This is a genomic window from Micromonospora sp. B006 (assembly GCF_003408515.1).
Lineage (GTDB): Bacteria > Actinomycetota > Actinomycetes > Mycobacteriales > Micromonosporaceae > Micromonospora > Micromonospora echinospora_A.
Genome location: NZ_CP030865.1, coordinates 2059229 through 2072437, shown reverse-complemented (window position 1 = coordinate 2072437; position 13209 = coordinate 2059229). Strand labels below are relative to the sequence as shown.

The window sequence follows — 13209 nt, the reverse complement described above, 5'->3', positions numbered from 1 at the left end:
GGCGCGGCCGAGCAGACGAGTGGAAGAAGGAGCGGTCCGTGCGCCCAGGTGGACAGCCGAACATGCAGCAGATGCTGAAGCAGGCGCAGAAGATGCAACAGCAGATCGCCAAGGCCCAGGCCGAGCTGGCCGAGGCGGAGCTGACCGGCACCGCCGGCGGTGGCCTGGTCACCGCGACAGTCGCCGGCACCGGTGAGCTGAAGGCGATCAAGATCGACCCGAAGGCGGTCGACCCGGAGGACGTCGAGACGCTCGAGGACCTGGTCGTCGCGGCCGTGCACAACGCCGCCGAGGCGGCCCGCGAGCTGACCGAGAAGAAGATGGGCCCGCTCGCGGGCGGCATGGGCGGCCTCGGCCTGCCCGGGTTCTGAGCCGGCAGATGTACGAGGGTGCCATCCAGGATCTGATCGACGAACTGGGCCGGCTGCCGGGCGTGGGCCCGAAGAGCGCCCAGCGGATCGCGTTCCACGTCCTTTCGGCGGATCCGGCCGACGTGAACCGGCTGGCCGGTGCGCTGCGCAAGGTCAAGGACCTGGTCCGGTTCTGCACGACCTGCTACAACGTGGCCGAGTCGGAGCAGTGCCGGATCTGCCGCGACGCCCGGCGCACCGACGAGGTGCTCTGCGTGGTCGAGGAGCCCAAGGACGTGGTGGCGATCGAGCGGACCGGCGAGTTCCGCGGGCGCTATCACGTGCTCGGTGGCGCGATCAATCCGCTGGAGGGCATCGGCCCGGACAACCTGCGGATCCGTGAGCTGATGACCCGCCTCGGCAGTGGTTCGGTGCGTGAGCTGATCCTCGCCACCGACCCGAACACCGAGGGCGAGGCGACCGCCACCTACCTGGCGCTGATGGTCAAGCCGATGGGGATCGCGGTGACCCGGCTGGCGAGTGGGTTGCCGGTCGGCGGCGATCTGGAGTACGCCGACGAGATCACGCTGGGCCGGGCCTTCGAAGGGCGCCGAGCCGTCTGAGTTGTGCCGCGTCGCTTCCGGCGGGTGCCCTGCGGGGTGCCCGCCGGACGCGTTTCCACGCCGAACCCGGGTGCCCGCCGATCTGACACGAACGTGCGTCCGGGACCGGATCGACGTAACAAATTCGGCCTTCAAACCGACGAAAGTTCGGCTCGGGGCAGTGTTCTCCTTCGAATCGATTGCCTCGTTCCAGAACAGACACGATTCGATACCAACCCGCCCCCCGCCCGTTTCCGCGCCGTCCAACCGAGGGCTAAGGTCTGCGCACATCGGTGACCCTGTCACCACGTTGTCCGTACCCCCAAGGACGAGGTGAAGCACCATGCGTGCACCCAGGCCGAAGGTCGCAATCGCGGCCATCGCGGTCGCGGCCCTCGCGGTTGCAGGCTGCGCCGAGAGCGACCGTGAGAGTGGCTCCGGAGGAGATAGCAAGAAGGACACCCTCGTCTTCGGCGTCGCCGGAGACCCGAAGGTGCTCGACCCCAGCTTCGCCAGCGACGGTGAGTCGCTGCGCGTGGCGCGCCAGGTCTTCGAGACGCTGGTCCGTCCGGAGGAGGGCGGCACCAAGGTGACGCCGGGTCTCGCGGAGTCCTGGACCCCGGACGCGGCGGGCACCACCTGGACCTTCAAGCTCCGCTCGGGCGTGAAGTTCCACGACGGCACCGACTTCAACGCCGAGGCCGTCTGCGCCAACTTCGACCGCTGGTACAACGCCAAGGGCCTCATGCAGAGCCCGGACGTGACCGCGTACTGGCAGGACGTCATGGGCGGGTTCGCCAAGAACGAGGACCCGGAGCTGGGGCCGAGCCTCTTCAAGTCCTGCACCGCCAAGGACGCCACCACTGTGGACCTCGCGTTCACCCGGGTCTCCAGCAAGATCCCGGCCGCGCTGATGCTGCCGTCGTTCTCGATCCAGAGCCCCAAGGCGATGCAGCAGTACGACGCCAGCAACGTGACCGGCACCGCCGAGGACATCAAGTACCCGGCGTACGCGATGGAGCACCCGACCGGCACCGGTCCGTTCAAGTTCAAGGCGTGGGACATCGCGAACAAGACGCTCACCATCGAGCGCAACGACGACTACCACGGCGACAAGGCCAAGCTGAAGACCATCATCTTCAAGACGATCTCGGACGAGAACGCCCGCAAGCAGGCGCTCCGCTCGGGTGACATCCAGGGCTACGACCTGGTCGGCCCGGCGGACGTGGAGCCGCTGAAGAAGGAGGGCTTCAACGTCCTCACCCGGCCCGCCTTCAACATCCTCTACCTGGCGATCAACCAGAAGGGGAACCCGAAGCTGGCCGACCTGAAGGTCCGGCAGGCCATCGCGCACGCGCTGAACCGGCAGGCGCTCGTCGACTCGAAGCTGCCCCCGGGCGCCAAGGTCGCGATGAACTTCTTCCCGGACACCGTCGAGGGCTGGAACGGCGACGTCACCAAGTACGACTACGACCCGGCCAAGGCCAAGGCCCTGCTGGCCGAGGCGGGCGCGTCGAACCTGACGCTGCGGTTCCACTACCCGACCGAGGTCACCCGGCCGTACATGCCGAACCCGAAGGACATCTTCGAGCTGCTCTCGGCGGACCTCAAGGCGGTCGGCATCAACGTCCAGGCCATCCCGCTGAAGTGGAGCCCGGACTACCTGAACGCCACCACCTCCGGCAACAAGCACGACCTGCACTTCCTCGGCTGGACCGGTGACTACGGCGACGCGTACAACTTCATCGGCACCTTCTTCGACCGCCAGAAGGACGAGTGGGGCTTCAACAACCCCGCGCTCTTCACGCAGTTCAAGGACGCCGACACCACCGCCGACCTGGCGGCCCGGACGGAGAAGTACAAGGCGCTGAACAAGACGATCATGGACTTCCTGCCGGGTGTGCCGATCTCGCACTCCCCGCCGGCGATCGTGTTCGGCAAGGACGTGACCGGGGTCAAGGCGAGCCCGCTCACCGACGAGCGGTACTCGAGCGCAGAGTTCAAGTGATCTGAAGGCACCGTACGCGGGCGGGCGCTGTGACCACAGCGCCCGCCCGCACCCCTCCGCACACCCTCCGAGGCGCCCGTGTTCCGGTTCATCGTCAGACGCCTGCTACAGCTGATACCAACGCTGTTGGGGCTCTCCGTCCTGCTGTTCATCTGGCTCCGCCGGCTTCCCGGCGGGCCCGAGACCGCGATCCTCGGTGAACGGGGCACGCCCGAGTCGCGCGCCGCGATCCGGCGCAACCTCGGCCTCGATGAGCCGATCCTGGTCCAGTACGCCCGCTTCCTGCGGCGGATGATCCGGCTCGACCTGGGCACCTCGACCGGCACGAAGCGGGCTGTCACCACGGAGTTCGTGGAGCGGTTCCCCGGCACCGTCGAGCTGACCGTCATGGCCCTGGTGCTGGCGGTCGGCATCGGGATCCCGCTCGGCTACCTCGCCGCACGCCGCCGCGGCCGGTTCCTCGACCACGCCTCGGTCGGCGGATCACTCATCGGCATCTGCATCCCGGTCTTCTTCCTGGCGTACGTGCTCAAGGCGATCTTCGCCGAGAACCTGGGCTGGTTCCCCTCCAGCGGCCGGCAGGACCCGACCATCGGGGCGACCCGGGTCACCAACTTCTTCGTCCTCGACGGGATCATGACCCGCGAGTGGGACGCCGCCGCCGACGCGCTCTGGCACCTCGTGCTGCCGGGCATCGCGCTGGCGAGCATCCCGCTCGCGATCATCGTCCGGATCACCCGGGCCAGCGTCCTGGAGGTGCTCAACGAGGACTTCGTCCGGACCGCCGAGGCCAAGGGCCTGACCGAGCGGACCGTCCGTCGCCGGCACGTGCTGCGTAACGCCATGCTGCCGGTGGCCACCTCGATCGGTCTGCAGGCCGGTCTCCTGCTCTCCGGCGCGGTGCTCACCGAGACCGTGTTCGCCTTCAGCGGCATCGGCGCGTTCGTCGCCGAGTCGATCAGTCAGCGCGACTACCCGGTGCTGATGGGCTTCATCATGATCATTGCGGTGGTGTACGTGCTGGTGAATCTCCTGGTCGACCTCTCCTACAGCGTGATCGACCCGAGGGTGAGGGTGCGATGACCATCACCGGTGGCAAGAAGCGCGAGAAGATCGACCGGCTCGCCGAACTGTCCGCCCGCGAGGACGAGCAGGGCGTGAGCCTCTGGAAGGAGGCGTTCCGCCGCCTGCGGCGCAACCCGGCGGCCATCATCGGCATGGTCATCCTGGCCGTCTTCGTCCTGGTCGCGGTGGTCGGGCCGTTCTTCGTCCCGTACAGCCCGACAGACTCGATCGGCATCCGCGAAGGGCTGGTCAAGTCCGGCCAGGGCATCATCCCGGGCGTCTCCGCCGACCACTGGCTGGGCTTCGACCACCAGGGCCGGGACGAGTTCAGCCGGCTGATCGTCGGGGCCCGGCAGACGCTGCTCGTCGGCGTGGTCTCCACCCTGATCGGTCTCGCGGTCGGCGCGCTGATCGGTGGCGTCGCCGGCGCGGCGGCCGGGCTGGGCGGCCGCTGGGGCCGCTGGATCGACACCATCCTGATGCGCTTCATCGACATGCTGCTGGCCATGCCGAGCCTGCTGCTCGCGGTGAGCATCGCGGCGCTGCTCGGCGCCAGCCTCACCACCGTGATGATCGCTGTCGGTGTGGTGTCCGTGCCGATCTTCGCCCGGCTGCTGCGCGGCTCGATGATCGCCCAGTCCAACAGCGACTACGTGCTGGCGGCGACGGCGCTCGGCGTGAAGCGGTCGAAGATCGCCCTCACCCACGTGGTGCCGAACTCGATCGCCCCGGTCATCGTCCAGGCCACGCTGACGCTGGCGACCGCGATCATCGAGGCCGCCGCGCTCTCCTTCCTCGGCCTCGGCAACCCCGACTCGGCCATCCCGGAGTGGGGCGTCATGCTCGCCGACGCGCAGCCGTACCTGGGCATCCGGCCCGGCCTGGCGATCTACCCGGCGCTCGGCATCATCATCACCGCGCTCGGCTTCACCCTGCTCGGCGAGGCGATGCGCGAGGCCCTCGACCCGAAGCTGCGGAAGTAGGTCAGTCAGTCATGGCACTGCTCGAAGTGGACGACCTCTCCGTCACGTTCGCCCGGCGTGGGCAGCGCACCGTGCACGCGGTGGACGGGGTGTCCTTCTCGGTCGACGCCGGTGAGGTGGTCGGCCTGGTCGGCGAGTCCGGCTGCGGCAAGAGCGTCACGTCGCTGGCGATCATGGGGCTGCTGCCCAAGCAGCCGGGCCTGCGGGTCGGCGGCAAGGCGGTCTTCGACGGCACCGACCTGCTCCAGCTCGACGACCGGTCCCGCCGCGACATCCGCGGCCGGGACGTGGCGATGATCTTCCAGGACCCGCTCTCCTCGCTGAACCCGGTCATCCCGATCGGGCTCCAGGTGACCGAGGTGCTGACCCGCCACCGGGGAATGAAGGGCGAGGCGGCCACCAAGGAAGCCGCCGCACTGCTCGACCGGGTGGGCATCCCGGACCCGCGCCGCCGGCTCAAGGAGTACCCGCACCAGCTCTCCGGCGGCATGCGGCAGCGGGCGCTGATCGCCATGGCGGTCGCCTGCCAGCCCCGGCTGCTGATCGCCGACGAGCCGACCACCGCGCTCGACGTCACCATCCAGGCGCAGATCCTGGAACTGCTGAAGGACCTGGTCCGCGACTCCGGCACCGCGCTGGTGATGATCACCCACGACCTCGGCGTGGTGGCCGGCATGTGCGACACCATCAACGTGCTCTACGCCGGCCGGGAGGTGGAGACGGCCACCCGCCGTCCGCTGTTCCGCCAGCCCCGGCACCCGTACACCGAAGGTCTGCTCGGTTCGGTGCCCCGCCTGGACGCCGGCCGCGGCGAACGGCTCAACCCCATCCCCGGCTCGGTACGCGACGTGCTGCCCTGGCCGGACGGCTGCGCGTTCGCCCCGCGCTGCGCCCGCCGCGTCGACGAGTGCGTGGGCGAGCCGCCGGAGCTGGTGCTCACCCACGACGCGCGCAGCTACCGCTGCGTCAACCCGGTGCCGATCCCCGGCCTGACCCCGGAGGCGGACGTCCGCGCCACCGCGCCGACGACTGCCGAGCCGGGTACGGTGCCGGCCCAGGCCGAGCCGGCCGACCCGCCCGCGGTGCCCGGCTTCGGACCGGCTCCGCGCGAGGAGGAGACCCCATGAGCGACAACGACATCCTCGTCGAGGTCCGCGACCTGAAGGTGCACTTCCCGATCCGGCGGGGCGTGCTCTTCGACCGGACCGTCGGGCACGTCAAGGCCGTCGACGGGGTCGACCTGAGCATCCCGCGCGGCAAGACGTACGGGCTGGTGGGCGAGTCGGGCTGCGGCAAGTCCACGCTCGGCCGGGCGCTGCTCCAGCTCACCCCGCCGACCGCCGGTGAGGTGAAGTTCGACGGCGTCGAGCTGACCACGCTGCCGGCCGGCAAGCTGCGGACGATGCGCCGCCGGATGCAGATGATCTTCCAGGACCCGATGTCCAGCCTGGACCCCCGGCAGAACGTCGAGTCGATCCTCACCGAGGGCCTCCAGACGCACGGCATCGGCGCCAACCGCGACGACCGGCGACGGATCATCGGCGAGACGCTGGACGCGGTGGGCCTGCCGAAGTGGGCGCTGTCCCGCTACCCGCACGAGTTCTCCGGCGGCCAGCGCCAGCGCATCGGCATCGCCCGCGCGGTGGTCCTCGGCCCGGAGCTGATCGTCGCCGACGAGCCGGTCTCCGCGCTGGACGTGTCGATCCAGGCGCAGGTGGTGAACCTGCTGGACGAACTCCAGGAGAGCCTCGGCCTGACCTACCTGGTCATCGCGCACGACCTGGCGGTGGTGCGGCACATCTCCGACATGGTCGGCGTGATGTACCTGGGCGCGCTCGTCGAGGAGGCCCCGAGCGACCGGCTCTACACCGAGCCGCTGCACCCGTACACCCGGGCGCTGATGTCGGCGGTCCCGGTGCCGGACCCGGACGTGGAGGACCGCCGCGAGCGGATCCTGCTCGCCGGGGACCTGCCGTCGCCGGCCAACCCGCCGTCGGGCTGCCGGTTCCACACCCGCTGCCCCTGGGCGCAGCCGACCCGCTGCGCCGACGAGCGGCCGGAGCTACGCCAGATCGGCGCCAGCCGGGTGGCCTGCCACTGGGCCGAGCAGATCGCCGCCGGCGAGCTGCGCCCGCACGAGGTCACCGCGAAGATCACCCGGCCGGAGGGCGAGGGCGAGGAGCCCGGCGTGGTCTCCGCGCCCAGCGAGCCCGGCTCGTACGTCTGACACGACAAGCGCGTCCCCACCCGGGAAGGGTGGGGACGCGCCTGTTTGTCGGTCAGCCCTCGGGGCGGTTGAGCAGGCCCACCGCGATGGTGTGCACCGCGTCCAGCGCGGCCGGGTCGGCCAGCGGCGCGGAACCGCCGGTGACCGCGTACCACTCGTCGGCGTCCTTGTACTGCACCCGCAGCGTCACCCGGCCGTCGGCGTGCTCGGTGCGCAGCGTCAGCTCGCCGGTCACCACGCCCACCTCGTCGGTCATGACCCCGCCCGGACCGGGGACGATGTCGGTGGTCCGGTCCGCCGGTCCGGCCGGCGCGCCCCCGGCCGGCGCCCCCGGCACCGCGTCGGCGGTCATACCCGCCCCGGCGACGTCGGCGGGCTCCGGCTGCCGGCCGTCCGCCGTCATCCCGGCCGAGGCCGGACCGGCCGCCGCCTCCGGGGCCGGCGTGGCGCCCGCCTGCGGGGCCGGTGCCGCGGCAGTCTCCGGGGCCGGTGTTCCGTCCGGCCCGGTCACGGTTTGCTCGCCCATGTGCAGCCCTCCAGCATGTCGGTGAGAGCGGCCTTCTCGGCACTTGTCACAGTCAGCCGCCAGTAGTGCTTGACCGTCACCCAGTCCGCCGCGTACTGGCACCAGGACGACCGGTTCGGTGGCTTCCACTGGGACGGATCCTGGTCACCCTTTGCCCGGTTGGACCGCGCCGAAACCGCGATGAGCTGCGGCCGGGTCAGGTCGTTGGCGAAGTCGCCGCGCTTCGAGTCGTCCCACTCGTCCGCCCCGGAACGCCACGCGGCGGCCAGCGGCACAGTGTGGTCGATGTCCACGCCCGACGGGTCGGTCAGCACCACCCCGTCGTAGACGCTCTCCCACCGGCCGCCCACCACGTTGCAGCCGGACAGCTTGATGCCCTCGCCGTCGCGCTGCAGCACGCTGTCGCGTACGTCGCAGTTCTTGCCGGTGCCCCGCCAGTGCGGGAAGCGCGAGCGGCTGTAGCCCTTCATCGAACCGGCGGTGGCCACTGTGAGCTCACCGAGCTGCTTGTTGACGTTCCCGGAGGCGCTCGGCGTCGCCTCCGGCTCGGTGACCGACACCTCGCAGCCGGCCACGCCGAGGGCGAGCACCGCGCTCAGCGCGGCGGCCAGCCCGGCTCGGGCTCCTGATCTCGTACGCACAGACGACACCTCTCCAGCTTGCGTGCTCCGGGCGAGTCCGCACAGTACCCGGCGGCGGTTTCTGCGATTCGTGGCGTCGAGGATGGGCGGCGGGCAGAGTGGTGAGACGTGACCGCACCCGCTCCCGCGCTGCGTACCGGCTCCGCCGCCGGACGCGGCACGCTGCTCGCCGCGATCCTCGCCTCCGGCATGGTGTTCCTGGACAGCACCGTGGTCAACGTCGCGCTGCCACGCCTCGGCGCCGAGCTGGACGCCACAGTCGCCGGTCTCCAGTGGACCGTGAACGGCTACCTGCTCATGCTTGCCGCGTTCGTGCTGCTCGGCGGCGCGCTCGGGGACCGGTTCGGCAGGCGGCGGATCTTCCTGCTCGGCGTGGTCTGGTTCGCGGTGGCGTCGGTGCTCTGCGGGCTGGCCCAGGACACCGGCTGGCTCGTCGCCGCCCGGTTCCTCCAGGGCGCCGGCGGCGCGCTGCTCACCCCGGGATCGCTGTCGGTGCTCCAGGCCAGCTTCCACCCGGACGACAGGGGCCGGGCCATCGGCACCTGGTCCGGACTGTCCGGGGTGTCCACAGCGCTCGGCCCGCTGCTCGGCGGCGGGCTCATCGACACGCTCTCCTGGCGGTGGATCTTCTTCGTCAACCTGCCGCTGGCGGTCGGCGTGGTGCTCGCCGCGCTGCGCTGGGTGCCGGAGAGCCGCGACGAGGAGGTCTCGCGTACCGGAGGCGGTCGGCGGTTCGACGTGACCGGGGCGCTGCTCGGCGCGCTCGCGCTCGGCGGAGTCACGTACGCGCTGATCGACGCCCCGGCGCAGGGCGCCTCCCCGGCGGTGCTGGTCGCGGCCGTGCTCGGGGTGGTCGCCGTGGTGGCCTTCGTGCTGGTCGAACGGCGACGCGGCGACACCGCGATGCTGCCCACCGGGCTGTTCTCCAGCCGGCTGTTCTCCGTGCTGAACGTCTTCACGGTGGTGGTGTACGCCGCGCTCGGCGGGTTCACCTTCTTCCTCGCCGTCTACCTGCAGAACGTGGTCGGCTGGTCGGCGCTGCTCACCGGCCTGGCCACCGTGCCGATGACGGTGCTGCTGCTGGTCGGCTCGCCGCGCGCCGGCGCGCTGTCGGCCCGCATCGGCCCCCGCCTGCCGCTCACCGTCGGCCCGGTGATCGCCGCCGTGGGACTGCTGCTGCTGCGCCGGGTCGGGCCTGGCGCGTCGTACTGGGTGGACGTGCTGCCGGGCGTGGCGCTGTTCGGCGCCGGGCTCACGCTCGTGGTGGCGCCGCTGACCACGTCGGTGCTCGGCGCGGTCTCCGACCGGTTCGCCGGGGTGGCGAGCGGCTTCAACAACGCCGCGTCCCGGGCCGGCGGCCTGCTCGCGGTGGCCGCGCTGCCGCTGCTGGTCGGGCTGTCGGGCACCGGGTACGAGCAGAAGGGCGCGCTGGCCGACGCGTACCGGGGGGCGTTGGCGTGGTGCGCGGGGCTGCTGCTCGCAGGCGCGGTGCTCGCCGCCGTGCTCATCCACCGCCCCCGGCGGGGGCGTTAAGAAGGGCCCCCTCCTATGCAGAATGCGTTAAGAGGGGGCCCTTCCTTACACCTCAGGCGCGGGTGCGGTTCACCGCGCTCGTGACCGCCTTGATCGAGGCGGTGACGATGTTCGCGTCCACCCCGACGCCCCACACCGTACGACCGTCCACCTCGCACTCCACGTACGCGGCGGCCTGCGCGTCCCCACCGGAGGACAGCGCGTGCTCGTGGTAGTCGAGCACCCGTACCGCCACGCCCAGGGACTGCAACGCGTTGACGTACGCGTCGATCGGGCCGTTGCCGACGGCGGTGAGCGCGCGGGTCTCGCCGCCGAAGCCGACGCGGGCGTCGATCTCGACCTTGCCGTCGACGGTGCCGATCGTGTACTCGGCCAGCTTCACGGCCGGGTCCACCTGGTGGTCGACCAGGTAGTTGCGGGCGAAGATCTCCCACATCGCGCCGGGCTCGACCTCGCCGCCGTCGTGGTCGGTGACCTGCTGCACGACGCCGGAGAACTCGATCTGGAGGCGGCGCGGCAGGTCGAACTGGTGCTCGGTCTTCATGATGTACGCGACGCCGCCCTTGCCGGACTGCGAGTTGACCCGGATGACCGCCTCGTAGGTGCGGCCCAGGTCCTTCGGGTCGATCGGCAGGTAGGGCACCGCCCAGGTGAAGTCGTCGACCGGCACGCCGGCCGCCGTCGCGTCGGCGTTCAGCGCGGCGAAGCCCTTGTTGATCGCGTCCTGGTGGGAGCCGGAGAACGCGGTGTAGACCAGGTCGCCCGCGTACGGGTGGCGCTCGTGCACCGGCAGCTGGTTGCAGTACTCGACGGCGCGCTTGATCTCGTCGATGTTCGAGAAGTCGATCATCGGGTCGATGCCCTGGGAGAACATGTTCAGGCCCAGCGTCACCAGGTCGACGTTGCCGGTGCGCTCGCCGTTGCCGAACAGGCAGCCCTCGATCCGGTCGGCGCCGGCCAGCAGGCCCAGCTCGGCGGCGGCCACGCCGGTGCCCCGGTCGTTGTGCGGGTGCAGGCTCAGCACCAGGCTGTCCCGCCGGGGCAGGCGCCGGTGCATCCACTCGATGGAGTCGGCGTAGACGTTCGGCATCGCCATCTCGACGGTGGCCGGCAGGTTGATGATCAGCTTGCGGTCCGGCGTCGGGTCGATCACGTCGATCACCGCCGAGCAGACCTCCAGCGCGTACTCCAGCTCGGTGCCCGTGTACGACTCCGGCGAGTACTCGTAGTGGATGTCGGTGTCCGGGGTGTGGATCTCCGCGTACTTCTGGCACAGCCGCGCGCCCTGGGTGGCGATGTCGGTGATGCCGTCGCGGTCCAGGCCGAAGACCACCCGGCGCTGCAGCGTCGAGGTGGAGTTGTAGAAGTGCACGATGGCCCGGCGGGCGCCGCGCAGCGACTCGAAGGTCCGCTCGATCAGGTGCTCCCGGCACTGGGTCTGCACCTGGATGGTGACGTCCTCGGGGATCAGGTCCTGCTCGATCAGCTGCCGTACGAAGTCGTAGTCGGTCTGGCTCGCCGACGGGAAGCCGACCTCGATCTCCTTGTAGCCCATCTGCACCAGGAGCTGGAACATCCGCCGCTTGCGCTCGGGCGACATCGGGTCGATCAGCGCCTGGTTGCCGTCGCGGAGGTCGACGGCGCACCAGCGGGGCGCGGCCTCGACGCGGCGGGTCGGCCAGGAGCGGTCCGGCAGGTCGATGCCGAACTGCCTGTCGTACGGGACGTAGCGGTGGACCGGCATCCGGCTGGGGCGCTGGCGGGCGAACGGATCGGTCTCGGTGACAGGTTGAGCCATCTCGGAGTGCTCCCTGGAACATGTGGCGTCAGCAGATCGGAAAGGTGTCGGCGGAATGCCGGGCGACGGTGCGCGGCGGTGCCGAGAAGAAGATCGGATGTGCTGGACGGCGCGTAGCGACTCCGCGACGAGGTGCCGGCCGGTCAGGCCTCGTCGCGGCAGCCAAGGAGAAGGTACGCGCGCCACATGACAAGGTCACCCTACGTGGTGGGACGGGCGGTGGGAAGGCTCGTCCGGACTATGGGACCAGTGTCACCGATCCGGTGGACGTCGCCACTCCCGGTAGCCGCAGTACGGTGTTGAGCACCAGCGCGGCGATGATCGTCTTCGGTGACCGGGTGGTCAGCGACGACCCGTTCGAGCGGGACTTCGACCTGCGGGGGCGGGGACTGGCGCTGAGCCCGAGCGTGTTCAGCGACCGGCGGGTGCTGTGGAACGTGCTGGAGGATTCGCCACCCGTCGGGGCGTACCCGGTGCGGCCGGTCGGGACGCTGTGGGAGCGCGGGCCCGAACCGGCCGGTGACCCGCTGGCGCGGCGTCACGAGGTCGGCGGCGCGTCCTGCCCCACCGGGTCGCCCTCGGTCACCGCGCCCGCGAGTTCGACGGTGCCGGGCGCCGCGCCGGGCTCGCCGGTCAGCGTGAGCGTGCCGAAGCCCGCCCGGACCGCCGCCGGTGTGCCGTCCTCCCGGAAGCAGTAGATGCCCACGTCCAGCGGGGCGTTCAGCGAGGCGGAGGTCGTGTCGACGGAGTAGCACCGGCCGGTGACGCCGGGCAGCGGCGCGGCGGGGGAGACCGCGAGCGGCGCGCGCCTGTCGGTCAGCACCTCCAGCCAGTCGGTGAACGGGTGCTGCACGCGGGGGTCGAGCCGGCGGGGTACCGCGTCGTCGGCGTCGCCGAGCCGGACACAGCTCGCCGCCTGCGTCCAGCCGGCCGAGGGCAGCGCGCACTGGAACAGCCCGTCGGAGGTGGCGGCGAGCGAGACGTCGACCGTGCCGTCCCGTCCCCAGCCGGGCACGTCGACCCGCCAGCTGCCGTCGTTGGCGCTGGTCACCGCCACCGTGCGGGGAGCGCCTTCGGCCGGTGTGAAGGAGTACGCGGCCGTGTGGTGCCGGTCCTGCGCGGCGGCGGCCAGCCCGGCCAGCTCGTCGCGGGCGGCGTCCACCTGCACCGGCACCGGGTCGGCGGAGCCGGTGGGCGCCGCCTCGGGACTGTCGTTCACACAGGCGGTCAGCAGCGTCGGCAGGATGAGCGCGAGCGCGCCGGTCACCCGGCGGGCCGCGCGACGATGAGCGTGCACCGGCTCATTCTGCGTCGTGCGGACGGTTGCGGACAGCCCACCGTACGGCTGTACCGCTTGGCGTGTCGCGTACTCCCGGGCTGGTGAGCCGCCCCACGCCGGGGCCGGATGGTGGGATCACCCGACCCGGCGTCGTGGCCCGCCCGATAGGCTGAGGCGGTCTGACACGCGCCGCCGGA

General features: G+C 71.1%; 12 protein-coding genes. 8 read left to right on the top strand and 4 right to left on the bottom strand.

The window, feature by feature from the left end:
- Positions 1-62 precede the first annotated feature (62 nt).
- From MicB006_RS09915 to MicB006_RS09885, 7 genes are all read left to right on the top strand, one after another.
- Positions 63-371, top strand: coding sequence for a YbaB/EbfC family nucleoid-associated protein (locus MicB006_RS09915; RefSeq protein WP_064446817.1), 309 nt, complete (start codon positions 63-65; stop codon positions 369-371).
- A gap of 8 nt (positions 372-379) precedes the next feature.
- Positions 380-973 (top strand): recombination mediator RecR, encoded by a 594-nt coding sequence (recR, locus tag MicB006_RS09910; RefSeq protein ID WP_073829286.1) that lies wholly within the window; start codon positions 380-382, stop codon positions 971-973.
- A 322-nt stretch (positions 974-1295) separates the two neighbouring features.
- Positions 1296-2960 carry an ABC transporter substrate-binding protein gene (locus MicB006_RS09905; RefSeq protein ID WP_116505427.1) on the top strand — a complete coding sequence of 555 codons (1665 nt, stop codon included), beginning with the start codon at positions 1296-1298 and terminating at the stop codon, positions 2958-2960.
- A gap of 78 nt (positions 2961-3038) precedes the next feature.
- Positions 3039-4043: an ABC transporter permease gene (locus MicB006_RS09900; RefSeq protein ID WP_116505425.1), complete on the top strand. Its 1005-nt coding sequence runs from the start codon at positions 3039-3041 to the stop codon at positions 4041-4043.
- A complete protein-coding gene (locus MicB006_RS09895) occupies positions 4040-5008 on the top strand; it encodes an ABC transporter permease (RefSeq protein WP_073829283.1) in 969 nt (322 codons plus the stop codon). The genes MicB006_RS09900 and MicB006_RS09895 overlap by 4 nt, the downstream gene beginning before the upstream one ends.
- Positions 5009-5019: 11 nt before the next feature.
- The gene (locus MicB006_RS09890) at positions 5020-6135 is read left to right on the top strand and encodes an ABC transporter ATP-binding protein (RefSeq protein WP_116505423.1); all 1116 of its coding nucleotides are present in this window, start codon (positions 5020-5022) and stop codon (positions 6133-6135) included.
- A complete protein-coding gene (locus tag MicB006_RS09885; RefSeq protein ID WP_116505421.1) occupies positions 6132-7235 on the top strand; it encodes an ABC transporter ATP-binding protein in 1104 nt (367 codons plus the stop codon). The genes MicB006_RS09890 and MicB006_RS09885 overlap by 4 nt, the downstream gene beginning before the upstream one ends.
- Before the next feature lie 52 nt (positions 7236-7287).
- Here the strand turns inward: MicB006_RS09885 and MicB006_RS09880 are convergent, their stop codons facing one another.
- Entirely contained in the window at positions 7288-7761 is a 474-nt protein-coding gene (locus MicB006_RS09880; RefSeq protein ID WP_116505419.1) for a hypothetical protein, read from the bottom strand.
- A complete protein-coding gene (locus MicB006_RS09875; protein ID WP_116505417.1) occupies positions 7743-8402 on the bottom strand; it encodes an HNH endonuclease family protein in 660 nt (219 codons plus the stop codon). Before MicB006_RS09875 ends, MicB006_RS09880 begins: the two co-directional genes overlap by 19 nt.
- A gap of 108 nt (positions 8403-8510) precedes the next feature.
- Here MicB006_RS09875 and MicB006_RS09870 point away from each other — a divergent pair, with 108 nt between their 5' ends.
- Entirely contained in the window at positions 8511-9935 is a 1425-nt protein-coding gene (locus MicB006_RS09870; RefSeq protein ID WP_116505415.1) for an MFS transporter, read from the top strand.
- Between the two features lie 52 nt (positions 9936-9987).
- Here MicB006_RS09870 and leuA read toward each other — a convergent pair whose 3' ends face one another.
- Positions 9988-11733: a 2-isopropylmalate synthase gene (gene leuA / locus MicB006_RS09865; protein ID WP_116505413.1), complete on the bottom strand. Its 1746-nt coding sequence runs from the start codon at positions 11731-11733 to the stop codon at positions 9988-9990.
- Between the two features lie 538 nt (positions 11734-12271).
- Positions 12272-13030, bottom strand: a complete 759-nt coding sequence (locus MicB006_RS09860) for a hypothetical protein (protein WP_225980687.1) — start codon at positions 13028-13030, stop codon at positions 12272-12274.
- Positions 13031-13209 lie beyond the last annotated feature (179 nt).